Source organism: Paraburkholderia sp. BR10936 (assembly GCF_040965735.1).
Lineage (GTDB): Bacteria > Pseudomonadota > Gammaproteobacteria > Burkholderiales > Burkholderiaceae > Paraburkholderia > Paraburkholderia nodosa_A.
Window position 1 is genome coordinate 20,878 of record NZ_JBFRCM010000004.1, and the last position, 22,918, is coordinate 43,795.

At 65.8% G+C, this 22,918-nt stretch carries 19 protein-coding genes; 7 read left to right on the plus strand and 12 right to left on the minus strand.

Translation table 11 applies throughout. The features are described 5' to 3' along the window. Positions 1–49: 49 nt before the first annotated feature. Together AB4Y36_RS09655 and AB4Y36_RS09660 are read left to right on the plus strand one after the other, a co-directional pair. On the plus strand, positions 50–580 hold the full coding sequence (locus AB4Y36_RS09655) for an NUDIX domain-containing protein (RefSeq protein WP_342945969.1): 531 nt from the start codon (positions 50–52) through the stop codon (positions 578–580). A gap of 52 nt (positions 581–632) precedes the next feature. Then, positions 633–1,073: a thioesterase family protein gene (locus AB4Y36_RS09660; RefSeq protein ID WP_069268682.1), complete on the plus strand. Its 441-nt coding sequence runs from the start codon at positions 633–635 to the stop codon at positions 1,071–1,073. A gap of 85 nt (positions 1,074–1,158) precedes the next feature. On the opposite strand, the gene AB4Y36_RS09665 is transcribed toward AB4Y36_RS09660, so the two are convergent. The 3 genes from AB4Y36_RS09665 to AB4Y36_RS09675 all read right to left on the minus strand — a co-directional run bounded on the left by AB4Y36_RS09665 (position 1,159) and on the right by AB4Y36_RS09675 (position 4,038). Continuing rightward, entirely contained in the window at positions 1,159–2,070 is a 912-nt protein-coding gene (locus tag AB4Y36_RS09665; RefSeq protein WP_368682844.1) for a DUF4922 domain-containing protein, read from the minus strand. Between the two features lie 6 nt (positions 2,071–2,076). Further along, positions 2,077–2,562, minus strand: coding sequence for an adenosine-specific kinase (locus AB4Y36_RS09670; protein ID WP_069268680.1), 486 nt, complete (start codon positions 2,560–2,562; stop codon positions 2,077–2,079). A gap of 213 nt (positions 2,563–2,775) precedes the next feature. After that, positions 2,776–4,038 (minus strand): MFS transporter, encoded by a 1,263-nt coding sequence (locus AB4Y36_RS09675; RefSeq protein ID WP_368682845.1) that lies wholly within the window; start codon positions 4,036–4,038, stop codon positions 2,776–2,778. A gap of 418 nt (positions 4,039–4,456) precedes the next feature. Here AB4Y36_RS09675 and AB4Y36_RS09680 point away from each other — a divergent pair, with 418 nt between their 5' ends. After that, on the plus strand, positions 4,457–6,139 hold the full coding sequence (locus AB4Y36_RS09680) for a methyl-accepting chemotaxis protein (RefSeq protein WP_368682846.1): 1,683 nt from the start codon (positions 4,457–4,459) through the stop codon (positions 6,137–6,139). An 83-nt stretch (positions 6,140–6,222) separates the two neighbouring features. Here the strand turns inward: AB4Y36_RS09680 and iolB are convergent, their stop codons facing one another. From iolB to AB4Y36_RS09715, 7 genes are all read right to left on the minus strand, one after another. Then, a complete protein-coding gene (gene iolB / locus AB4Y36_RS09685; protein WP_069268677.1) occupies positions 6,223–7,026 on the minus strand; it encodes a 5-deoxy-glucuronate isomerase in 804 nt (267 codons plus the stop codon). Then, positions 7,023–7,937, minus strand: a complete 915-nt coding sequence (gene iolE, locus AB4Y36_RS09690) for a myo-inosose-2 dehydratase (protein ID WP_368682847.1) — start codon at positions 7,935–7,937, stop codon at positions 7,023–7,025. The genes iolB and iolE overlap by 4 nt, the downstream gene beginning before the upstream one ends. A gap of 33 nt (positions 7,938–7,970) precedes the next feature. Beyond that, positions 7,971–9,944 carry a 3D-(3,5/4)-trihydroxycyclohexane-1,2-dione acylhydrolase (decyclizing) gene (gene iolD, locus AB4Y36_RS09695; RefSeq protein ID WP_368682848.1) on the minus strand — a complete coding sequence of 658 codons (1,974 nt, stop codon included), beginning with the start codon at positions 9,942–9,944 and terminating at the stop codon, positions 7,971–7,973. Next, complete coding sequence (gene iolC / locus AB4Y36_RS09700; protein ID WP_368682849.1) at positions 9,941–11,956, minus strand: 5-dehydro-2-deoxygluconokinase; 2,016 nt, start codon at positions 11,954–11,956, stop codon at positions 9,941–9,943. The genes iolD and iolC overlap by 4 nt, the downstream gene beginning before the upstream one ends. A gap of 37 nt (positions 11,957–11,993) precedes the next feature. Further along, complete coding sequence (locus tag AB4Y36_RS09705) at positions 11,994–12,803, minus strand: ATP-binding cassette domain-containing protein (protein ID WP_069268674.1); 810 nt, start codon at positions 12,801–12,803, stop codon at positions 11,994–11,996. A 13-nt stretch (positions 12,804–12,816) separates the two neighbouring features. Continuing rightward, positions 12,817–13,980, minus strand: a complete 1,164-nt coding sequence (locus tag AB4Y36_RS09710) for an ABC transporter permease (RefSeq protein WP_342945963.1) — start codon at positions 13,978–13,980, stop codon at positions 12,817–12,819. 237 nt (positions 13,981–14,217) lie between these two features. After that, on the minus strand, positions 14,218–15,279 hold the full coding sequence (locus AB4Y36_RS09715; RefSeq protein WP_069268672.1) for a sugar ABC transporter substrate-binding protein: 1,062 nt from the start codon (positions 15,277–15,279) through the stop codon (positions 14,218–14,220). 275 nt (positions 15,280–15,554) lie between these two features. Here AB4Y36_RS09715 and AB4Y36_RS09720 point away from each other — a divergent pair, with 275 nt between their 5' ends. The 4 genes from AB4Y36_RS09720 (at position 15,555) to AB4Y36_RS09735 (ending at position 18,893) form a co-directional block, all read left to right on the plus strand. Next, positions 15,555–16,445 (plus strand): MurR/RpiR family transcriptional regulator, encoded by an 891-nt coding sequence (locus tag AB4Y36_RS09720; RefSeq protein WP_368682850.1) that lies wholly within the window; start codon positions 15,555–15,557, stop codon positions 16,443–16,445. Further along, positions 16,438–17,460: an inositol 2-dehydrogenase gene (gene iolG / locus AB4Y36_RS09725; RefSeq protein ID WP_368682851.1), complete on the plus strand. Its 1,023-nt coding sequence runs from the start codon at positions 16,438–16,440 to the stop codon at positions 17,458–17,460. Before AB4Y36_RS09720 ends, iolG begins: the two co-directional genes overlap by 8 nt. A gap of 31 nt (positions 17,461–17,491) precedes the next feature. Then, positions 17,492–18,547, plus strand: coding sequence for a Gfo/Idh/MocA family oxidoreductase (locus tag AB4Y36_RS09730; RefSeq protein ID WP_368682852.1), 1,056 nt, complete (start codon positions 17,492–17,494; stop codon positions 18,545–18,547). Positions 18,548–18,665: 118 nt separating this feature from the next. Then, the gene (locus AB4Y36_RS09735; RefSeq protein ID WP_028208042.1) at positions 18,666–18,893 is read left to right on the plus strand and encodes a sulfurtransferase TusA family protein; all 228 of its coding nucleotides are present in this window, start codon (positions 18,666–18,668) and stop codon (positions 18,891–18,893) included. Between the two features lie 82 nt (positions 18,894–18,975). On the opposite strand, the gene galU is transcribed toward AB4Y36_RS09735, so the two are convergent. Further along, positions 18,976–19,857, minus strand: a complete 882-nt coding sequence (gene galU, locus AB4Y36_RS09740) for a UTP--glucose-1-phosphate uridylyltransferase GalU (RefSeq protein WP_368617752.1) — start codon at positions 19,855–19,857, stop codon at positions 18,976–18,978. Between the two features lie 78 nt (positions 19,858–19,935). After that, positions 19,936–22,803 (minus strand): valine--tRNA ligase, encoded by a 2,868-nt coding sequence (locus tag AB4Y36_RS09745; protein WP_368682853.1) that lies wholly within the window; start codon positions 22,801–22,803, stop codon positions 19,936–19,938. Positions 22,804–22,918 lie beyond the last annotated feature (115 nt).

Consider the following 22,918-nt stretch of genomic DNA (forward strand, 5'->3'; position numbering starts at 1 on the left):
ACCGGGCCGCGCGGCTGGTTCCCAGCGCCATCGACCCTGCCTTTTCCCCATGAGCGAATACCAGTTTTGCCCGCGCTGCGCCACGCGTCTGACCGAGCGCGCCGATCCCGCCCACGAAGGCGGCCGCGTGCGTCTCGCTTGCCCGGACCACGCCTGCGGCTACGTCCACTGGAACAATCCGCTGCCCGTCGTGGCGGCGATCGTCGAGTACGAGGGCCGCATTCTGCTGGCCCGTAACGCGGCCTGGCCCGAAGGCATGTTCGCGCTCATTACCGGCTTTCTCGAAAACGGCGAGACGCCCGAGGAGGGCATCGCGCGCGAAGTGCACGAGGAAACCGCGCTGCGTGCAGAGAGTGTCGAACTCGTTGGCGTCTACGAGTTCATCCGCAAGAACGAACTCATCATCGCGTATCACGTGAAGGCGTCGGGCACGATCGCGCTCTCGCCGGAACTGCTCGAATACCGCCTCGTCGAGCCCGCGAAGCTGCGGCCCTGGCGCGCGGGCACGGGCCAGGCGCTCGGCGAATGGATGCGCCGGCGCGGCTTGCCGTTCGAGTTCGTCGAGCGTCCCGGCCAGTGATGGCCGCGCGCCGAGCGACGCTTTCCCGCCCCGCCTTCCCTGGATCTCTTCGATGAACCGACCCGTTACCGTCGCCCGCTCCGGGTATCGTCATTTCCTGCCGATCGGCACGCGCTGGATGGACAACGATGTCTACGGCCACGTGAACAACGTCGTCTACTACAGCTACTTCGACACCGTGGTGAACGAGTATCTGATTCGCGCGGGCGCGCTCGACATCGAGCACGGCACGACCATCGGGCTCGTCATCGAAACACAGTGCAATTACTTCGCGCCGCTCGTGTTCCCGGAGCGCGTGGAAGCGGGGCTGCGCGTTGCGCGCCTCGGGTCGTCGAGCGTGCGCTACGAGGTCGGGCTCTTTCGCGAAGGCGAGGACGCGCCCGCGGCGCAGGGGCATTTCGTGCACGTCTACGTCGATCGCGCGACGCGCCGGCCCGTGAGCGCGTTGCCCGATGCGCTGCGCGCGGCGCTCGAGCCGCTCGTCGTCGGCTAGACGCGGTCGGCTAGACGCGGTCGGCCAGACGCGGTCGGCCAGAAGCGGTCGGCCAGACGCGGTCGGCCAGACGCGCCTCGGCGCCTCAACGCGCCACGCTCACGCGTTCGAGCGCCGTCATCGGGCCGAGCTGTGCGAGCGTCTGCAGCTGTGCGGCATTGCGCACGAAGAACGAGCCGGCAAAGCCGAGCGAGTTCACCGAAATCCCTTCGACACATTCCGTCGTGCGGGGCACCACCAGCATCCATCGGCGCGTGACGAGCAGGTTGTACGGCGCGCCCTGATGCGCGACGCCGCCCACGTCGATCGCGGGCACACCCGCCGCGTCCAGCAGCGCGCGATAGCAGCCGAGTGCGACTTGCGCGGCATCTTCCGCCGTGCCGATACTCGGGCCGAGATCGAGGCGCGCGAACGCATGGCGAAACGCGAGCCCCGGCACGATCGCGATGGGACGCGCCCCGTGGACCGCCTGCGCGCCGCCGAGCAGCGCTTCGAGCGGCGCGGCGTGAGGCCCATCGCCTGCGAGCGGCAGCGGCACCATCTGCAAATGCTTGTGCGGCTGGCTCGCACCCGCTACCGCACCACCGTTGTAGAACCCGAGTCCGTCGATCTCGCGCAGCACCGCGATCAGCGCGGTGAAGTCCGCCGCGTCGAGCAGCGCGTCCTGTGGCTCGTAGCGGCGCGTCACGATCAGCAGATGCCGGTCGATCACATTGAACTTGTTGAGCAGCGCGATATGGGTGGGCGAGAGGTCGCCGACGAACAGATCGGACTCGTAAGGCAGGAACGGATTGCGCGGGGGCTGCGGAGCGGACGCAATCGAAGTCTGCGGCGTGAGCCGCGCCGCCTCCTTGCGCGCGAGGTTCTCGGCCACGCGCACGGAGAAACGCATGCCGCCATCGTCGATGAAGGTATGCGCCGTCTCGATGGGATGGAGCGCGCCGCACGCGAGCGCGTGTGCCGTCTGCCGCTCGATCGCCGCGCGCAGCGTCGTCATCGGCGCTCAGGCCTTGTAGCCGATGGCGCGCAACAGGTCCTTGCGCCAGCGCACGTCGTCCTCGGCCTCGACGCCCAGCGGCGGCATGCCGTCCACCACGCCGACGATGCCGCGTCCCTGATCCGTTTCGGCGATCAGCACCTGCGTGGGGTTCGCGGTGGCGCAGAAGATGCGGCAGACCTCGGGCACGGCCTTGATCGTATTGAGCACGTTGACAGGGAAGAAGCCGTCGCCGAGAAAGACGATGAAGCAATGCCCTGCGGCAATGCGCAGCGCGTTCTGCGTCGCCATCTCGATGAGTGCGTCCTGCGTGCCCGAACGCCGCACGAGCCGCTTGCCCGACGCCTCGCAGAACGCGAGGCCGAACTGGATGCCCGGCACCGTGCCGTAGAGCGCCTCGTGCAGATCCTCGACGGATTTGATGAAGTGGGTCTGGCCAAGGATGAAGTTGGTGGCTTCAGGTTTTTCGATCTCTACCGTGGACAGTTGCATGGCGAACCTCGTGCGCGGGCGTCTCGAAAGCGCCGCCTTGCGCCGGGCCCCAGGGGCTGGCTGGCGGACGGGAGGCGGCGGCCAACCACAAGCCTAGTACGAAGTCGCGGCGAGGCAAAGCGTGTGCAGACGCACAACGAACAACGGCCGGAGCCTCGAGGGGCGTCCGGCCGTTTTGCCGAGCGGCAAAGTGATGCCGCTGCGCCGCTGCGCTTAGGCGGTTTTCTTCGCGCGCTTGCCTTCCACGTCGGGCAGCAACACGGTGAGGATGCCGATGAGCGGCAGGAACGAGCAAACCTTGTAGACGAAGCCGATGCTCGTCGCATCCGCCAACTGGCCGAGCACCGCCGCGCCGATGCCGCCCAAGCCGAACGCGAAGCCGAAGAAGAGACCCGCGACCATGCCCACCTTGCCCGGAATCAGCTCCTGCGCATAGACGAGGATGGCCGAGAACGCCGAGGCCAGCACCACGCCGATGATCACCGTGAGCACGCCGGTCCAGAACAGGTTGGCGTAGGGCAGCAGCAGCGTGAACGGCGCCACGCCGAGAATCGAGACCCAGATCACGTACTTGCGGCCGATGCGGTCACCCACCGGGCCGCCAATGATCGTGCCGGCGGCCACGGCGGCGAGGAACACGAACAGATGGATCTGCGCGGCCTGCACGGAGAGGTGGAAGCGGTCGATCAGATAGAACGTGAAGTAGCTGTTGATGCTCGCGAGATAGAAGTACTTCGAGAACACGAGCAGCACGAGCACGCCGATGGCGCCCGCGACGCGTCCACGCGAGAGCGCGACGTGCGGCACCTCGGCGCGCTTTTTCTTCATCGCGGGATGGGCTTTATACCAGCGGCCGATCTGCGTGAGCACGACCATACCGACGAGCGCCGCCGCCGAGAACCACGCAATGCTGCGCTGGCCGTGCGGAATGACGATCGCGGCGGCGAGCAGCGGCCCGAGCGACGTGCCCGCGTTGCCGCCCACCTGGAAGAGCGACTGCGCGAGACCGTGACGCCCGCCCGACGCCATGCGCGCCACGCGCGACGATTCCGGATGGAACACCGACGAGCCGCAGCCCACCAGCGCGGCCGCCACGAGCAGCACGCCGAAGGTCGGCGCGACCGACATCAGCAGCAGGCCGCACAGCGTGAAGCCCATGCCGACGGGCAGCGAATACGGCAGGGGCCGCTTGTCGGTGAAGAAGCCCACTAGCGGCTGCAGCATCGACGCCGTGATCTGGTAAGTGAGGGTGATGAGGCCGATCTGCGTGAACGACAGCGAGAAGTTGTCCTTGAGCATCGGGTAGATGGCGAGGATCAACGACTGGATCATGTCGTTGAGCAGGTGCGAGAAGCTGATCGCACCCAGCACCGAGTAGACGGTGCGTTGCACCGCGCCCGCGGCGGGGGCGGAAGCGGCCGCGGACGAACCCGCGGCAGCGCCCGGCAGGGCGCGCTTGTCGAGACTGGTTTCCATGTTGTCGGTAGCAGCAGAGAGTATTCAGCGGGCACCACGCCAGACGGGCAGCGGCGACGGCATGAAAGGACATGTATAAGAGTTATGAGCGCAGTGTAATGTGTCTTGCTCGAACTGTACGGACAAGATTTGTCGAGAATCGGACAGGAGTGGCGCGCCGTTACCCTGCGGCCCGATGCCGCAAGGGGCTGTTACGAATACTCAAAATTGATGCGGGATTTTTGGCATCTCATTTTGGCCGTGTATAAACCGCCGATATGCGCGCCCACGAGGTGCGCAAAACGGGGCTGGAGTACGGGCCGCACCGCGCGCGCGAAGGCGTTAAAGAATGCGCGGTGGTGTGCCGTAGACCGGGGTTGAGGCGTAGCGCAAATCAGGAACGATGGCGCTGAGCCTGACAACAATGCTGGGGACCAAAATGAAAGCAGTATCGCAAGGCGGCGGGCACGCAGGGTTCGTGCCGCAGGATCCGGCAGGCAGCGCGGCGCACGCGCAGCAACGCAAAACGGGACGCGCCGGCGCGGCGACGCGCCGCTCGCGGCTTTCCGTGAAGGCCACACTGCGTCTCGCCTTCGCGCTGGTGCTGATCGGCACGCTCGCCATCGGCGCCATTTCGCTCGCGCAAATCAGCCGCCTGAACGGCTCGACGCAATCGATCTACGAACAGGGCTACGTCGCGAGCCGCGCCGCCGAGGAGGCGCGCGGCCACGTGCTGCGCGCGAGCCGCGCGCAGAAGATGCTGCTCACCGCGACCACGGCGCGCGAGCGCGACGAACTAGGCCAGGACATCGACAAGGATCTCGGTGCGCTGGAGCGCGGCATAAGCCAGCTGCAGCAGTACGCGCAGGAGCAGGGCGGCGACGCGCTCGCCCTGCAAAAGAAGCTCGCCGATGCGACGACGGTGTGGAGCGGCCATCTGCGCGACTTCGTGACGCTCGTGAAGCAGCAGCCGCTCGATCTCTCGCAGATGAGCTGGCAGGTGGGCACGCAGGACGTCTCGCTGCTCGTGGAGACCGGCAAGCTCGAAACGCTCGTCAACGACCTCGTCGCGCAGCGCGGGACGGCCGCGAAGGCGACCATCGAAAAGGCCGAGTTCATCTTCAAGTCGTCGTTCGTGATGATGGCCGTGGCGACCGTGGCCATGTTCGTGCTCGCGTTCTTCGTGAGCGAATGGGTCGTGCGTCGCATCGCGCGGCAACTGGGTGGCGAGCCCGCGCATGCCAAGGCCATCGCGGCCCGGATCGCGGCCGGCGATCTCGCGCAGCCCGTCACGGTTCACGCACGCGACGCGGCGAGCATGCTGGGCGCGCTGCGCGACATGCAGAAGGGTCTCTCGACCACGGTGGCCGAAATCGCCGCAAGCGCCGAGGCGATCGCCTCGGCCTCGGGCGAGATCTCGACCGGCAATCTCGATCTGTCGCGCCGCACCGAAGAACAGGCCATGGCGCTCGAGCGCACGGCGAGCAGCATGGAGCAGCTCACATCCACGGTGCGCCTGAATGCCGAAAACGCCGAACAGGCCAGCACGCTCGCAGGCAATGCCTCGGCAATCGCGGAGAAGGGCGGCTCGGTGGTCGGGCGCGTGGTCGCGACGATGCAGGAGATCAACGACAGCGCGAAGAGTATCGCGGACATCATTGGCGTGATCGAGGGCATTGCGTTCCAGACCAACATCCTCGCGCTCAACGCCGCCGTGGAAGCGGCGCGCGCGGGCGAGGAAGGGCGCGGCTTCGCCGTGGTGGCGGGCGAGGTGCGCAGCCTCGCGCAGCGCAGCGCGGCGGCGGCCAAGGAGATCAAGACGCTGATCGGCGCATCGGTCGAGCGCGTATCGAATGGCTCGACGCTGGCGCAGGACGCGGGCTCGACGATGGACGAAGTCGTGAAGGCCGTGCGGCGCGTGAACGACATCATCGGCGAAATTTCGGCGGCGTCGCGCGAGCAGCGCTCGGGCATCGAGGAAATCAGCCGCGCGGTCACGCAGATGGACGCCGGCACGCAGCAGAACGCGGCGCTCGTGGAAGAGGCGACCGCCGCCGCACAATCGCTCGACGATCAGGCAAAGGTGCTCAAGCGGCTGGTCGGGAAATTCCGGCTGGCTTGAAGCGCTTGCGGTTCGTTGCTCGTTGCGGGCACGATGAAAAACGCCGCCGCGTGGTTTCACACGCGGCGTTTTTTATGGACGCGTCACTTCGCGTCGCGCTCGATGATCCACGCGTGCGCCGGGTCGTTGTGAAAGTGCCATTCGCGTGTCGGGCCCGCCATCACGTTCAGGTAGTACGAGTCATAGCCATACGGGACGACGACCGGGTGATAGCCGCGCGGCACCATCACGACGTCGTGATTTTCCACGGCCATCGTTTCGTCCAGATCGCGCGCGTCAGTGTACACGCGCTGGAACGCGAAACCCTGCTGCGGATTGAGCCGGTGATAGTAGGTTTCTTCGAGCGCGCTTTCGTGCGGCAAGCGGTCGGCGTCGTGCTTGTGCGGCGGGTAGCTCGACGAATGGCCCGAAGGCGTGCGCACCTCGACCACGAGCAGCGATTCCGCGGGCGCGTCTTGCGGCAGGATATCGCAGACGTAGCGCGTATTCGCTCCCTTGCCGCGCGTGGAGCGCTTCATCTGCGCGGGCTCGATGAGGCGAGCGGGCAGCGTGCCTTTGGCGGGCGCGCTCGCCACGCCCACTTCGGCATTGCGCTTGGCGCGCACCGTCGCTTTCACGCCGGGCGGCACATAAACGGCATAAGGCGCGGCGTCTTCGAAGACGCTGTCGCGCGAGCCGAGGCTCGACCAGCGCTCGCCGCCCGCCTCGATATCCACCGAGCCCGAGAGCACGACGATGCAGCTCTCGCGATCGGGCTCACTGACATAGACGAGTTCATCCACTTCGAGCCGGTATGCGGCGAAGCCGACATAGCGCCAGCCCGCGGTGTCGGGCGTGACGCGCGCGATCGTCTGACCTTCGCGCGCGGCCTTGACCAGCAGAGTCATGCTGCCTCCTTCGATGGGGTGTCCGTCGCATCGACGAGCGTGCGCAGCGTACGGTAACCCTTTTGCGCATATTCGTACGACGGTGCGATTACGGGGTCCTGCTCGGCTTCGACGACGAGCCAGCCGCGATAGCCGTGACGCTTCAGGCGCGCGATGATCGCGGGAAAATCGATGGCGCCGTCGCCCGGTACGGTGAACGCGCCTGCGAGCACGGCGTCGAGAAAGCTCCAGTTGCGGTTGCGTGCGAGTTTCATGACTGCCGGGCGCACGTCCTTGCAGTGCACATGACATACGCGTGCAATGTGCTTGTCGAGTTCGGCGACGGGGTCGCCGCCTGCAAACGTCATATGGCCTGCGTCGAACAGCAGGCCCACGGCGTCGCTCGTGCGCGCCATGAGCTTGTCGACGTCGGCGGGCGTTTCGACATAGGCGCCCATGTGATGGTGGTACGCGAGCCGCACGCCGCGCGAGAGCGTATGGCGCGCGAAGGCGTCCACGCGCGCGGCGTATTCGTCCCACTGCTTGTCGCTGAAAAAGCGCGGGCGCTGGTAGAGCGGACGCGGCGCGCCCTGGATCGAATCGGCGACCTCGCCGTAGACCATCACGGTCGCGCCGTTCTGTGCGAGCAGGTCCAGATGCTTCTCGACCGCGGCGATCTCTTCTTCCACGCTGCGTCGCGCGAGCATGCCCGAATACCAGCCGGAGACGAGCGATAGATCGTGTTGCGCGAGGAGCGACCTGAGCGCCTGCGGCTCGCGCGGAAACTTGTTGCCTAGCTCGAAGCCCTCGTAACCGATCTCGCGGCCCTCGGTCAGCGCCTGCGATAGCGGCGTCTCGCCGCCGAGCGAGGGCAGGTCGTCGTTCATCCACGACAGCGGGTTGATGCCGATGCGTACTTCAAATGCGCTCATGTGCGCTCCTCGATGTCTGTGTCGTCAGAGCCGTTATGCGTTGCCGGATTCGTCGTCGCTGGATTGCGCGCGTCCGCTGCGCTGCGCGACCTGCTCTTCATAGCGCTCGCGCGCCTCGCGCACGGTGGCGCGCGTGGACACCTCGGGCACGGCGACCTCCCACCACCAGCCGCCTTCCTCCGTCGTGCGCGCGGGGTCGGTGTCGATGGAGACCACGTAAGTGCGCGACGAAGCGCGCGCGCGTTGCATCGCCGCTTCGAGTTCCGCGACGTTCGCCACGTGCTCGGCCTGCGCGCCGAGCGAGCGCGCATGCGAGGCGAAATCGATGCGAGGGGCGCCGAGCGGCCCTTGCGCGCAATCGTCGAACAGGTTGTTGAACGGCGCGCCGCCGCAAGCCTGCTGCAACCGGTTGATGCAGCCGTAGCCGCGGTTGTCGAGCACGACGATGATGAGCTTCGCGCCCAGCATGACCGAGGTGGCGATCTCGCTGTTCATCATCAGATAGCTGCCGTCGCCCACCATGACGATGACCTCGCGATCGGGCCGCGCAAGCTTCGCGCCCAGGCCGCCCGCGATCTCGTAGCCCATGCACGAGTAGCCGTATTCGACGTGATAGGCGCCGGGCTGGCCCGCGCGCCAGAGCTTGTGCAGCTCGGCGGGCAGCGTGCCGGCCGCGCAGACGACAATGTCTTCGGTGTACGAACGACTCGACGAGCGCTGCACGGCGCCGATCACATCGGCGTCGTAGGGCAGGCGGTTGCGTTCCTGCGGCGCGTGCGTGATGCGCTCGATGCTCGCGCGCCAGTCGCCCGCGAGGCGCTGGGCGCGGGCGGTCCAGTTCGCGTCGGCGCGCCAGTTGATCAGTTCGTCGTTGAGCGCAGCGAGCGCCTGGCGCGCGTCGGCCTGCACGGCGAGGCCGTCGTGCTTGAGCGCGTCGAAGCCGTTGGCGTTCACGCCGATCACATGCGCGTTCGCAAAGAGCGAGTTCGAGCCGGTCGTGAAGTCCTGCAAACGCGTGCCCACGGCGAGCACGCAGTCGGCGTCGCGCGCCAGTTCGTTGGCGGCGGGCGAGCCTGTCACACCGAGCGCGCCGACGTTGAGCGGATCGTCCCACGCGAGCGAGCCTTTGCCCGCCTGCGTTTCGGCCACGGGTATGCCGCGCGAGGCCGCAAGCGTCTGCAAGGCCTGCGAGGCGCGCGAATAGAGCACGCCGCCGCCCGCGACGATGAGCGGGCGCTTCGCGCGATGCAACTGCATAAGCGCCGCATCGATCTCGGTCTGAATAGGCGCTGGGGCGTGGAATGTCACGAGGCGCGGCGTGAAGAAGCTCGCCGGATAGTCCCATGCCATGGCCTGCACGTCCTGCGGCAGCGCGAGCGTGACGGGGCCGCAGAGCGCGGCGTCGGTGAGCACGCGCAGCGCGCGCGGCAGCGCCGTGAGCAGCTGCGCGGGATGCACGATGCGGTCGAAGTAGCGCGAGACGGGGCGCAGCGCGTCGTTAGCGGAGAGGCCGCCGTCGTGCAGGTCCTCGATCTGCTGCAACACCGGATCGGGTTCGCGCGACACGAAAATGTCACCGGGCAACAGCAGCACCGGCAAGCGGTTCACGTGCGCAAGCGCGGCCGCCGTGACGAGATTCGTCGCGCCGGGGCCAATCGAGGTCGTCACCGCCATCATGCGGCGGCGAAAATGCGCCTTGGCATAGGCGATCGCGCTGTGCGCCATGGCCTGCTCGTTTTGCGCGCGCAGCGTGGGCAGTTCGTGCCGATACTGATAAAGCGCTTCCCCGATGCCAGCCACGTTGCCGTGACCGAAGATCGCGAACACGCCGCCGAATAGCGGCTCCGTACGGCCTGAGCCGTCCTCGCTCGCCACGCGCTGCGCAGCGAGATAGCGCACGAGCGCCTGCGCCGCCGTAAGCCGCACGGTGCTCGTGTGTGCCGCGGGTACTGCGTTCTGCGCGCTTTCCTGCGCGGCGTAGTCGCCAGGAGCAATGCGTTGATTCATGCCGCCTTCTCCTCATGATTGTCGTGCGCACCTCGAGCGTCGGTGCGCGCAGCGCGCCACGCGCCGATCAGCGTTTCGAAGGCGCGGCGCGCGCGGGCGATCACCTCGTCGTCGCCGATTTCGCCTGCGAGCCAGGCGAGGCTCGGTTCATAGAAGATCGAGCGGCCCACTGTGAAGCCCCGGCACGTATTCGAGACGGCCGCCGCGCGAAAGCCCTCCACGAGCTGGTCGATCGGCGCGGAGAGTCCGAGCAGCACGACGCCGCGGCAATACGGGTCGCGTTCGGCGATCAGCGCGTCGATCTCGCGCCATTGCGCGGCGCCCGTCGGTTCGAGCTTCCACCACTCCGGATAGAGGCCGATGTTGTAGAGCCGCTTGAGCGCGCGATAGACCGTATCGGGTGCATTCGGCTTGCCGTTAAGCTTCGGCGGAATCACTTCGAGCAGCAGTTCGTGGCCGCTCGCCTGGGTGGCGTCGTAAAGTGCGCGCAGCTGCGCTTCCTGTTCGAGACGCTGTTCGATGGGCTCGTCGGGATGGAACTGCACGAGACACTTCACCGTGTGGTCGATGGGCCAGGACGCGAGCGTCGTGCCGATCGAGCGGCCATGGTCGAACACGAGCGGCACGGAGCCCGGCAACTCGACCGGGCGGCCGATCCACCAGCCGCGGCCGGTTGCGGCGTTGAGCGCATCCTGGCCGTAGCGGTCATCGATCAGGACACCGATGCGTCCCTGCAAGCCGAGCGTGCGTTCGGTCTGCGCGACCGCTTCGACGAAGAGATTCTTCAGATACGAAATGCGCGCTTCGCTAGCGCCGGTTTGCTGCGCGAGATCGAAGAACTGGTTGCGATGATCGAACGCGAAGCCGAGCACTTCGTCGTGCCGCTTGCGCGCGGGTGTCACGCGATGCAGGCGCGCGAGCGTCGCGTCACGGTCGGGGCGGCGCATGCGTACGGGGTCGGCGGCCGCTTCGCGCAGGAAGTAGTCGAGTTCCACGGGCGTCGGCATGGCGGGCGCGCAGCCGTGCCGCGAGACGACGAGGGCGCCGCACGCGTTGGCCGAGCGCGCGCAGTCTTCGAGCGAGGCGTCGCGCAGCCAGCCCGAAAGAAAGCCGGAGGCGAAAGCGTCACCCGCCCCGAGCACGTTGAGTACTTCGACTTCCACGCCGCGCTGCATGGGCAAATCGTCCATCGAGACGGGCACCGCGCCTTCCACGATCTGGCAGCCGAGCGGCCCCCGTTTGACGAGCAGCGTCGCTTCCGTGACTTCGCGCACGCGCTTGAGCGCATCGACGAGCGATTCCTTGCCGCCTGCAATGCGGAACTCTTCCTCGGTGCCGATCACGAGATCGAAATGCGGCAGGATGCGCTGCAAATGCGCGCTCACCCCTTCGCTCGCGACGAAGCGCGTCTCGCCGTCCGCCTTGCCGGTGAGGCCCCAGAGCACGGGACGGTAGTCGATGTCGAGCACGGTGCGCACGTTGTTGCGGCGCGCGTAGTCGAGTGCGGTGAGGCTCGTGCGATTCACCTGTTCGGTCGAGAAGTGCGTGCCGGTAATGAGCAGCGCTTTCGAGGAGGCGATGAAGGCTTCGTCGAAGTCGCCCGCATCGACGGCCATGTCGGCACAGTCCTCGCGGTAGAAAATCAGCGGGAACGTGTCGCGGTCTTTCAGGCCCAGCAGCACGAGCGCCGTGAGGCGTTCATGGTCCACGCGCACATGGCTCGTGTCGCAGCCTTCCTTCGTGAGCGTTTCGACGAGGAAGCGCCCCATATGGTCGTCGCCCACGCGCGTGAGCATGGCCGACTTCAGGCCAAGGCGCGCGCAGCCGAAGGCGATGTTCGCCGAGGAGCCGCCCAGATACTTCGCGAAGGTGGAGACGTCTTCGAGCCGCGCGCCCACCTGTTGAGCGTAGAGATCGACGCCCAGGCGTCCGAGGCAGACGATGTCGCGGCTGCGGCCGGCGGCGAAACGGCCTGGGGTGGAACGGGGCGGGGTTGAATGAGTCAGGGCCATGTGTATTCCTGTTGGGAGCTGTGCCGTGCGCTCGTGCTCAGATGGTCGCGCCGTCGAGTTCGGCGATCATCTTCTGCATCTCCGCACCGCCCGCCATCATGTCGAGCACTTCGTTCTTGCTGATCGTGTCTTTCGTGTAGGTTCCGAGCGAGCGACCGCGATTGAGCAGCGTGAACGAGTCGCCGATGGGGTAGGCGTGGTGCACGTTGTGGGTGATGAAGATCACCGAAATGCCCTTTGCGCGTGCGGCGTGAATCAGCTTGAGCACATTGAAGCTCTGTTTCACGCCGAGCGCGGCGGTCGGCTCGTCGAGAATCAGCACGCGTGCGCCGAAGTGAATGGCGCGTGCGATCGCGAGACACTGCTTCTCGCCGCCCGACATCGTGCCGATGGCCTGATGCGGGTCGCGCACGTTGATGCCCATTCCGGCGAGGCGGTCCTTCGCGATCGCGGCGCTCGAATCGAGATCCATCACGTTGATGAAGCCGAACAGCTTCTTTTGCGGCTCGCGGCCCATGAAGAAGTTGCGCGCGACCGAGAGCAGCGGCACGAGCGCGAGATCCTGGTAGACGGTGGCGATGCCGAGATCGAGCGCGTCTTTCGGCGAATCGAACATTACGGGTTTGCCGTCCACGAAGTACTGGCCGGAGGTCGGCTGGTGCACGCCGGCGAGTGTCTTGATGAGCGTGGACTTGCCCGCGCCGTTGTCGCCGAGCAGGCAGTGCACCTCGCCGCGTTTCAAGCGCAATGTGACGCCGTTCAGTGCGATGACCTTGCCGAAGTACTTGCTGACATTCTCGAGCGCGAGAATCGTGTCGCCGTCTGCGGTGTTTTGAGTGTCGGACATTTGAGCCTCCGGCTTACGATTGCGCGACGCGGCGGCGCACATAGTGATTGAAGAGCACGGCAATGAGCAGCATCACGCCGAGGAACACGCGGAACCAGTCCGAATCGATGTTCGTGTAAGTGATGCCGATCTGCACGACGCCGAAGATGAGTGCGCCGAATGCTGCGCCGATCACCGAGCCGTAGCCGCCCGTGAGCAGCGTGCCGCCGATCACCGCGGCGATGATCGCTTCGAATTCTTTCTGCAGCCCGCGGTCGGCAGCGGCCGAACCGATGTCGCACACCTGCAGCACGGCGAACAGGCACGAGCAGAACGCGGTGAGCATGAAGAGCGAAATCTTCACGCGCTTCACGGGCACGCCCACGTTCTTCGCGGCGTTGGCGTCGCCGCCCACGGCGAGAATCCAGTTGCCGTAGCGCGTCTTGGCGAGCACGAATGCGCCGATCGCCACGAGCGCGAACCACCAGAGAATCACCTTGGGCACGCCGGGCACGAGCGGCTGACCGTTTTCGAGCATCCTGCCGATGCCGATATGCGCAAGCGCGACGAAGAGGCCCTTGAACGCCGTGCCATGAAAAAGCAGGTTGGTCACGAAGTCGGCTTTGGCCACGTCGCCCACGCCCGAGACGATCGTGCGGTCCGCGAACATGATCGAGAGCGCAAGCGTGAGGCCGCGCAGGATGAAGAGGAACGCGAGCGTGACGATGAACGAAGGCAGCCGCGTGCGCATCACGAGGTAGCCGTTGAGCGCGCCGAGCGCGGTGCAGCCCACGAACGCGAACAGAATGGAAAGCGCGATGGGCCAGTGGAAGTACATCGTGGGGATCGCCACCATCATGCCGGCGAAGCCGATCATCGAGCCGATGGAGAGGTCGAACTCGCCGGCGATCATCAGCAGGCACGCGCCGACGCTCAGGATGCCGAGGTAGGCGGCGACCTGGGACCAGTTCATCACGCCGTCGAGATCGAACATGCCCGAGCCGCCCGCGCCGATCGCGAAGACGGCGAAGACCAGCACGGTGCCGGAAATCGCGGCGAATTCGGGGCGGCCGAGCAGATGGCCGAACCACGATTCGCGGCGCACGCGTTCGTCGCTGGCGCCTGGCTGCGGCGCGGGCGCGTCTTGCGCGCCGTCTTCCTGAGCGTGCGAGGGGAAGTGTTTGCCGGCTACACCCATGATGTCTCCTGTATCGACCAGAGTTGGTGCTTTAGCGCCTTACGCTGGTCTCGTGCAAGGCGATCGGCCGTGGCGGGCGCATTCGCGTCTGCGTTGGCTCAAATACCCGAGCGCATTCCCCACAAGCGACTGCCTTGCAGTAGAAGCAACCCGGTGAATGGCGCGCGGCGAGGCTGGCGAGAGGCGATGGGCATCGGAAGATGCTAGCCACCGCCGCGCGTGGCTGACAAAAAATGCTTAGCGATACTGACCTGCGTACTTCACGACCTTGTCGAGATTCTCCTTGGTGATGAAGCCCGGACCCGAGCGGATGTTCTTCGGACCGTACGAGGGCTGCAGGCCATAGGTTTCAAGGCGCTGCTTGAACTTCGGATTCGCTTCGAGGATCTGGCGGATCTTCTGCGGGTCCGTGGTGTGCTCCTTCTTCACGATCGCGAGCACGGCCACGGGGATGTAGCCCTGCAGGTACGGCTGCTGGTCGATCGCGAACTGGATGGTGCCTGCGCGGATCGCCTTGGCAATGTCATCCGAGAAGTCGAACGTGCAGAAGTAGATCTTGCCCGCGAGGCCCATCTGGTCGATCGCCTTGAGCGTGGCGGCCGCCGGCACCGGGCCGAGCGTGAGGATCGCGCCCGTGTTCGGATGGTTGCGCAGATACGCGCTCACCTTCGACTGGATTTCCGTCGGGTCCTGGCCGGAGTCGATTGTCGAGCTCTTGTAGTCCACGCCGAGCGCATCGGCAAATCCGCGGCAGCGTTCGAACGACACGGCGTTGGTCGCGAAGTGATTCACGCACAGGAACGACTTCACGCCCGCGGCCTTGGCCTTTTCGCCGGCTGCGTGGCCCGCCACGTATTCGGGCTGACCCACGTGCATGATCGCGCCGAGCTTCTCGCTCTGTTCCTCGGTGCCCGAGTTGATCGTCACGAGCGGAATCTTCTTTTGCGTGACCTTGCCGATCGAGCTCTTGAGCACGTCGTAGTCGGCGATGGTCACGATCACGCCGTCGTAGTTACGCGCGGCGGCCTGTTCGATCAGGCGCGACATGTCGGCGATGTCGCCGTTGGGTGGATTGCGGTAGTCGGTCTCGACGTTCCAGTCTTCGTCGGCCTGCTTGATGGCGTTCTTGATCGTGTTCCACCACGAGTCGGAATCGGGCGCGTGGCTGATCAGCACGAAATGGCCGTCGGCGGCTTGCGCCGTTTGCGCGCTGAGCACGCTCGCACCTGTGACGCCCGCTGCCAGCGCGAGCACTGCGGCCAACCTCCGGAGCATGGTCTTGCCCTTGCGTTGAGTCATTGTCTCCACCTTTCTCGGTCTGTCGTTCGTTCTTGGGGTGAATGCCGCAGCCGCGCTTTTGACATGCCGCTTGTTACCTGCACCAGCTGCCGCGCTCATCGACAAGAGTAGGACATCGCCTCGCGACTTGCAACGAAAATTTCATTGCAAATAAAAATGGAAAATCTGTTCCATTCGTGTGACGCGCTGCCTATAATCGGCTCCGTCGGCATGCCGTGGAATCGAAGCCTGGTAAGGCTTTGCGGCAGTGCGGCAACCAGCCGAGGAAAACAATCATGGCGGATGACACAACCGACGCCGTAACAGGCGTAGACGAATTGATGCAGCGCATCGCCCACGATTACGAGGCGCTGCCGCGTCAGCTGAAAAGCATCGCGACCTACATCGAGCAGCACCGCGCGAGCGTGATGATGGACCGTACGAGCGACATTGCCGCGAGCTGCGGCGTGCATCCTTCGGCGGTGGTGCGCTTTGCGCAGCGCTTCGGCTTCTCGGGCTTCTCCGACCTCCAGGCCGTGTTCCGTCAGGCCTATGCGGGGCAAGGCGCCTCGGCCACGAGCTATCAGCAGCGCATTCGCCAACTGATCGACGCCAAGGAAGGCGAAGCGAGCCCGGACATGGGCGGCGCCGTGGCACGCGAGTTCATCGGCGCGTGCCGCAGCGGGCTCGACGAACTCGAAGCCGGCCTGGACGGCGCGCAGTTCGACGAAGCCGTGAAGATGCTCGAGCAGGCGGACAACATCTACGTGATCGGCGTGCGCCGCTCGTTTCCGGTGGCGAGCTACATCGTCTATGCCTTGCAGCACACGCGCAAGCGCGTGCACCTCGTCTCGGGGCTCGGCGGCATGTACCACGAACAGATTCGCGGCGTGAAGAAGGGCGACGTGGTGATCGCCATCAGCTTCGCACCCTACGGCAAAGAAACGCAGTACTGCCTGCGCGTGGCGCAGCAGCACCACGCCAGGACGCTCGTCATCACCGACAGCCAGCTTTCGCCGCTCGCGCGCCACGCGAACGCGCAGCTCTATGTGAAGGAAGGGAGCGCGTTCGCGTTCCGCTCGCTTACCAGCACCTTCTGCCTGTGCCAGGCGCTCTTCATTGCGCTTGCGTACCGGCTCGAACTCAACGTGGAAGAATCGACCGACACCGGAGGATACGATGACTAGTGCAGCAAGCGGCGCAGCGACAACGCTGGATGTGGCGGTATTCGGCGCGGGGCGCATTGGCCGCATTCATGCGGGCAATCTCGCGCGCCAGCCGGGCGTGCGTCTGAAGTACGTGATCGATGTCAATCGCGAAGCCGCCGCCGCGCTCGCCGCACAGCACGGCGCGCAGGTCGTGGATGTGGACGCCGCGTTCGGCGACGCTTCGATCGGCGCCACGGTAATTTGCTCGAGCACCGATACGCACTCCGAACTGATCCTCAAGTCGGCGGCAGCGGGCAAGCATATCTTCTGCGAAAAGCCCGTCGATCTGACCATCGAGCGCGCGCGCGCCTGCGCAGAAGCCGTTCAGCGCGCGGGCGTCGTGGCCATGATCGGCTTCCAGCGCCGCTACGATCCCACGTTCGCTGCGCTCAAGACGCGCCTCGATGCTGGCGAGATCGGCACGCCGGAAATGCTGATCGTCACGAGCCGCGACCCGGGCGCGCCGCCCGTCGAATACATCAAGCACTCGGGCGGCATCTTCAAGGACATGCTGATCCACGACTTCGACATCTTCCGCTGGATCCTCGACGACGAGGCGGTGAGCGTGCATGCCACAGGCAGCTGCCTGTCCGACCCGGCGATTGCCGACGCGGGCGACATCGATTCGACGGCGGTGACGATCCGCACGAAGCGCGGGCGTCTTTGCCAGATCAACACGGCGCGGCGCGCGGCCTATGGTTACGACCAGCGCTTCGAGGTGCTCGGCAGCGAGGGCATGCTGCAGGCGGGCAACATGAAGCCGACCGAGGTGGTCGCGTGGTCGAAGACCGCTGTCGCGCAGGACGTGCCCGAGGCGTTCTTCCTCGAACGCTATCGCGCGGCCTATGCGCGCGAAATGGCGCACTTTCACGAAGCCGTGACGCAGGGCGTGCCGGTGCGCACCTCGGTCGCCGACGGCCTGAAAGCGCTGGAGTTGGCCGAAGCTGCCTCGCTGTCGCGGCGCGAGGGCCGTGTCGTGACGCTGGGCGATTGAAGCGAGCGCAGATCAAGCGAGGAGAGCAAGGATGCAGGCAATCGATCGTGCCCAGCCGTTGCGCGTGGGCGTGGCGGGACTTGGGCGGTTGGGGCGGCGGCACGCGCAGAACCTGGCGTATCGCGTGCCGGGTGCAACGCTCGCGGCCGCGTGCAGTCCGCTGGAAGCGGATCTCGCGTGGGCGCGCGAGGCGCTGCCCGCCGCGCGGCTGTATGGCGAGTACGCCGATTTGCTGGCCGATCAAGCGGTCGATGCGGTGTGGCTCGTCACGCCTTCGGCATTGCACGCCGAGCAGATCGTGCAGGCGCTCGAAGCGGGCAAGCACGTGTTCTGCGAGAAGCCGCTCTCGCTCGACGTGGCCGAATGCGAGCGGGTGGTGAACGTCTCGCGTCGTCATGCCGACCGGCAGGTGACCATCGGCTTCATGCGCCGCTTCGATCCAAGTTATCAGGATGCCTACGCAAGCGTGCAGGCGGGGGCGATCGGCAAGCCTTTTCTGGTGCGCTCGCAGACCTGCGATCTGAACGATCCCGAAGGCTTTTTCGTGCGCTTCGCGCCGACTTCGGGCGGCATTTTCCTCGACTGCACGGTTCACGACATCGACGTTGCGCGCTGGCTGCTCGGCAAGCCGCGCGCCACACGCGTGTACGCCGCAGGCGCAATCGCGCTGCACGAAGGGCTGCGCGAATCGGGCGACGTGGACAACGGCGTGGCGATCTGCGAGTTCGAGGGCGGCCGTCTCGCGATGTTTTACGCCTCGCGCACGATGGCGCACGGCAACGACACGTCGAGCGAGGTGATCGGCACGGCGGGGGCGCTCGCGATCGGCCGCATCCCGCGCGCGAATCGCGTCGATGTCTACGATGCGACCGGCGTGCGCAGCGTTTGCACGCCCACGTTCTTCGACCGTTTCGAAGAGGCGTTCCTGAACGAAGCGCAGGCGTTCGTCGCCGAAGTGGCGGCACGCAAGGCGGGGCGGACGCAGGCGGGGAGCCTTGGCGCGACGCTCGAAGACGCGCTGGAAGCCACCCGCATCGGCCAGGCGCTGCGCGAATCGCTGCATACGGGGGCGGCGGTCACCCTGTGAGCCGTGCCGTGATCGGGACGCAAGCGGCGGCTGGCGTGGCTGCGGTAAAATCGACGCTATTGCCAGCGCCGTCTCACGCCGTGACGGTGCGCCACCGAAGGATCCAACCCCGATGCAGATTCAGGTTCACAAGGAAGTGGATGCACGCGGGCTGAACTGCCCGCTGCCGATCCTGCGCGCCAAGAAGGCGCTCGCCGACATGGAAAGCGGCCAGATCCTCAAGGTTCTCGCGACCGATCCCGGCTCGCAGCGCGATTTCGCCGCCTTCGCCAAGCAAACCGGCAACGAGATCGTGGAAAGCTCGCAGCAGGACAAGACGTTCGTGTTCCTGATGCGCCGGCGCTAGGCGCATCGGTAGATAAAAAAATGGCCCGCATGAGAATGCGGGCCATTTTCATTTGCCTGAGCGGGAGTCTCAGCGGGGGCCCCTAGCCTTCCAGCACCGGCTTGCGCGTACGCAGATACTCGTCGAAATCCGCGCCGACTTCCGGGTGGCGCAGCGCGAACTCCACCGTCGCCTTCAGGTAGCCGAGCTTGCTGCCGCAGTCGAAGCGCGTGCCGTGGTACTTGTAGGCGAGCACCTGCTCGTCGGCGAGCAGCGACTGGATCGCGTCGGTGAGCTGCAGCTCGCCGCCCGCGCCCGGCTTGATCGACTTCAGATGCTCGAAAATGCGCGGTTTGAGCACGTAGCGGCCGACCACGCCGAGGTTCGACGGTGCGACTTCCGGCGCCGGCTTCTCGACGATGCCCGAGAGCTTGACGATCGAGTCTTCCCACTCCTTGCCGTCGACGATGCCGTACGAGCGCGTTTCCGAGGCCGGAATCTCTTCCACGCCGAGCACCGAGCTATGGTAGTGGTCGAACACCTCGACCATCTGCTGCATGACGGGCGGCGTGCCGTAGAGCAAGTCGTCCGCGAGAATCACGGCGAACGGGTTGTCGCCCACGAGCTTTTCCGCGCACAGCACGGCGTGGCCAAGGCCGAGCGCCTCGGGCTGACGCACGTAGAAGCAGTCGACGTTGTTCGGCTTGATGTTGCGCACCAGTTCGAGCAGCTTGGCTTTGCCGCGCGCTTCGAGTTCGGCCTCGATCTCATACGACTTGTCGAAATGGTCCTCGATCGCGCGCTTGCTGCGCCCGGTCACGAAGATCATTTCAGTGATGCCCGCAGCCACGGCTTCTTCGACCGCGTACTGGATGAGCGGCTTGTCGACCACGGGCAGCATTTCCTTCGGGCTGGCTTTCGTGGCCGGAAGGAAGCGCGTGCCGAGGCCCGCTACCGGGAATACCGCTTTTGTCACTTTCAGCATGTCTTTGTCCCTGTCCTGGTGCTCGTGTGACGCCGCGGGTGCGGCGCGACGCGTTACAGCCTTTGGCCGATATGGCGCTCAGGCCGGCAACCGCGTGAGTTGCGCGGTCAGCTTGTCCAGCGTTGCCTGGTATTCTGCCAGTCTTTTCTGCTCCTGCTCAACGACTGCGGGCGGTGCTTTCGCTACAAAACTCTCGTTTCCGAGTTTGGCCGTGCACTTCGTTACCTCGTTGCCGAGGCGGGCGATTTCCTTCGACAGGCGTTCGCGTTCGGCGGCGACGTCGATCTCCACCTTCAGCACGAGTTTGTCCGTCCCTACGATAGCAACTGGCGCGCCTGCCGAGGCCGCGTCGAGCGTTGCTTCGTCGGCGATGATCTGGACCTCCGAAAGCTTTGCAAGCGCCTGCGCATAGGGCGCGAACGTCGCAAGCCGCTCGGCGTTGCCCGTGGCGAGCAGCGGCACCTTCGTGGCGGGCGAGAGGCCCATTTCGCCACGCAGATTGCGGCACGCGTCGATCACGGCCTTCAGATCGGCGGCCCACTGTTCCGCGGCTTCGTCGATCTTCTTTGCTTCTGCCACCGGGTAACGCTGCACCATGATCGATGCTGCGCCTTCGGCGGCACCCTCGGGGTACGCGTCGGTGAGCGGCGCCACCTTCTGCCACAGCGCTTCGGTGATGAACGGAATCACCGGGTGCGCGAGGCGCAGCACCGTTTCCAGCACGCGCAGCAGCGTGCGGCGCGTGGCGCGCTGCTGCTCGGGCGTACCCGTCTGGATCTGCACCTTGGCCAGTTCCAGGTACCAGTCACAGTATTCGTCCCAGACGAACTTGTATATGGCGTTGGCCACGTTGTCGAAGCGATAGTCCGCGAAGCCCTTCGCGACTTCGGCTTCCACGCGTTGCAGGAGCGAGACGATCCAGCGATCGGCCTGCGAGAAGTCCGTGTAGCCGCCGGGGCCGCAATCGCCCGGCTGGCATGCGCCCGGCTTGCTGAAACCGCAATCGTGGCCTTCGCAGTTCATCAGCACGAAGCGCGTGGCGTTCCAGAGCTTGTTGCAGAAGTTGCGATAACCTTCGCAGCGCGCGAGGTCGAAGTTCACGTTGCGGCCGAGCGTGGCCATCGAAGCCATCGTGAAGCGCAGCGCGTCGGTGCCGAACGCGGGAATGCCCTCCGGGAACTCCTTGCGCGTCTTCTTTTCGATGGTCGCGGCCTGCTTGGGATTCATGAGGCCGGTGGTGCGCTTGGCGACCAGCGCTTCGAGGTCGATGCCATCGACGATATCGATCGGGTCGAGCGTGTTGCCCTTGCTCTTCGACATCTTCTGGCCTTCGGCGTCGCGCACGAGGCCGTGCACGTACACCGTATCGAACGGCACCTTGCCGGTGAAGTGCGTGGTCATCATGACCATGCGCGCTACCCAGAAGAAGATGATGTCGAAGCCCGTGACCAGCACGGAAGAGGGCAGGAAGGCCTTCAGTTCGGGCGTATCCGCAGGCCAGCCGAGCGACGAGAACGGCACGAGCGCCGACGAGAACCACGTGTCGAGCACGTCTTCGTCGCGCTTCAGTGCGCCCGTGTAGCCCTTTGCTTCAGCCTGCGCGCGCGCCTCTTCCTCGCTCTTCGCGACGAAGATCTCGCCGTTCTCGCCGTACCACGCCGGGATCTGGTGGCCCCACCAGAGCTGGCGCGAAATGCACCAGTCCTGGATGTTCTCGAGCCACTGGTAGTAGGTCGTGGTCCAGTTTTCCGGCACGAACTTGATCTGGCCGCTGCGCACCACGTCGAGCGAAGTTTCGGTGATCGACTTGCCGGGATTGAAGGTGCCCTCGGGCGCGGGCTTCGTCATCGCGACGAACCATTGGTCCGTGAGCATCGGCTCGATCACCACGCCCGTGCGGTCGCCGCGCGGCACCATCAGCTTGTGCGGCTGGACCGAGTCGAGCAGGCCGAGTGCCTCGAAGTCGGCCACGACCTGCTTGCGCGCCTCGAAACGGTCGAGGCCGCGGTATTTGGCGGGCGCGTTGTCGTTGACCTTCGCGTCGAGCGTGAGAATCTCGATCATCGGCAGACCGTGGCGCAGGCCCACCTGGTAGTCGTTGAAGTCGTGCGCGGGCGTGACCTTCACGACGCCCGTGCCGAACTCGCGGTCCACGTATTCGTCGGCGATGATGGGGATCTCGCGATCGGCCAGCGGCAGCGTCACGGTCTTGCCGATCAGGTGCGCGTAGCGCTCGTCTTCCGGATGGACCATCACGGCCGTGTCGCCGAGCATGGTTTCCGGGCGCGTGGTCGCAACCGTGAGGTGGCCCGAACCGTCCGTGAGCGGATAGCGCAGGTGCCACAGGTTGCCGTTTTCCTCTTCGCTCACGACTTCGAGGTCCGAAACGGCGGTGCCCAGCACCGGGTCCCAGTTCACGAGGCGCTTGCCGCGGTAGATCAGGCCCTGTTCATAGAGGCGCACGAACACGTCGCGCACGGCGGTCGACATCTTGTCGTCCATCGTGAAGTACTCGCGCGACCAGTCGATCGACGCCCCCAGGCGCCGCACCTGGCCCGTGATGGTCGAACCCGACTGCTGCTTCCATTCCCACACGCGCTCGACGAACTTCTCGCGGCCCAGGTCGTGGCGCGAAATCTTCCGCGCGTCGAGCTGGCGCTCGACCACGATCTGCGTGGCGATGCCCGCGTGGTCCGTACCCGGCACCCACAGCGTGTTGTCGCCGAGCATGCGGTGGTAGCGCGTGAGGCCGTCCATGATCGTCTGGTTGAACGCGTGCCCCATGTGCAGCGTGCCGGTGACGTTGGGCGGCGGCAACTGGATCGAGAAATTGTTGCGGCCGGGCTCGAAGGTCGCGGCGGCGTAGCCTCGACGCTCCCATTCGGGGCCCCATTGGGCCTCGATCGTCTGGGGCTCGAAGCTTTTCGCTAGCGTGCTGTCGCTCATGGGTGGAATCTGCCGAAAAAAGGATGCGGAAACGTTCGATTATAAGGGGAAGTCCTGCCGGAGCCGACGCGCCGGCCGAGCTGGAGCACTGGGCGGACCGTGGTGCGGGCCGTCG

Bases quoted from the DNA above. Each gene is read 5' to 3' on its own strand.
- iolC (WP_368682849.1), bottom strand. From the start codon at position 11,956: ATGGCCCTGACTCATTCAACCCCGCCCCGTTCCACCCCAGGCCGTTTC.
- AB4Y36_RS09745 (WP_368682853.1), bottom strand. From the start codon at position 22,803: ATGAGCGACAGCACGCTAGCGAAAAGCTTCGAGCCCCAGACGATCGAG.
- AB4Y36_RS09665 (WP_368682844.1), bottom strand. From the start codon at position 2,070: ATGACGACGCTGCGCGCGGCGATCGAGCGGCAGACGGCACACGCGCTC.
- AB4Y36_RS09660 (WP_069268682.1), top strand. From the start codon at position 633: ATGAACCGACCCGTTACCGTCGCCCGCTCCGGGTATCGTCATTTCCTG.
- AB4Y36_RS09655 (WP_342945969.1), top strand. From the start codon at position 50: ATGAGCGAATACCAGTTTTGCCCGCGCTGCGCCACGCGTCTGACCGAG.
- AB4Y36_RS09680 (WP_368682846.1), top strand. From the start codon at position 4,457: ATGAAAGCAGTATCGCAAGGCGGCGGGCACGCAGGGTTCGTGCCGCAG.
- iolE (WP_368682847.1), bottom strand. From the start codon at position 7,937: ATGAGCGCATTTGAAGTACGCATCGGCATCAACCCGCTGTCGTGGATG.
- iolD (WP_368682848.1), bottom strand. From the start codon at position 9,944: ATGAATCAACGCATTGCTCCTGGCGACTACGCCGCGCAGGAAAGCGCG.
- AB4Y36_RS09720 (WP_368682850.1), top strand. From the start codon at position 15,555: ATGGCGGATGACACAACCGACGCCGTAACAGGCGTAGACGAATTGATG.
- galU (WP_368617752.1), bottom strand. From the start codon at position 19,857: ATGCTGAAAGTGACAAAAGCGGTATTCCCGGTAGCGGGCCTCGGCACG.
- AB4Y36_RS09670 (WP_069268680.1), bottom strand. From the start codon at position 2,562: ATGCAACTGTCCACGGTAGAGATCGAAAAACCTGAAGCCACCAACTTC.
- iolG (WP_368682851.1), top strand. From the start codon at position 16,438: ATGACTAGTGCAGCAAGCGGCGCAGCGACAACGCTGGATGTGGCGGTA.
- AB4Y36_RS09675 (WP_368682845.1), bottom strand. From the start codon at position 4,038: ATGGAAACCAGTCTCGACAAGCGCGCCCTGCCGGGCGCTGCCGCGGGT.
- AB4Y36_RS09715 (WP_069268672.1), bottom strand. From the start codon at position 15,279: ATGACTCAACGCAAGGGCAAGACCATGCTCCGGAGGTTGGCCGCAGTG.
- iolB (WP_069268677.1), bottom strand. From the start codon at position 7,026: ATGACTCTGCTGGTCAAGGCCGCGCGCGAAGGTCAGACGATCGCGCGC.
- AB4Y36_RS09710 (WP_342945963.1), bottom strand. From the start codon at position 13,980: ATGGGTGTAGCCGGCAAACACTTCCCCTCGCACGCTCAGGAAGACGGC.
- AB4Y36_RS09730 (WP_368682852.1), top strand. From the start codon at position 17,492: ATGCAGGCAATCGATCGTGCCCAGCCGTTGCGCGTGGGCGTGGCGGGA.
- AB4Y36_RS09705 (WP_069268674.1), bottom strand. From the start codon at position 12,803: ATGTCCGACACTCAAAACACCGCAGACGGCGACACGATTCTCGCGCTC.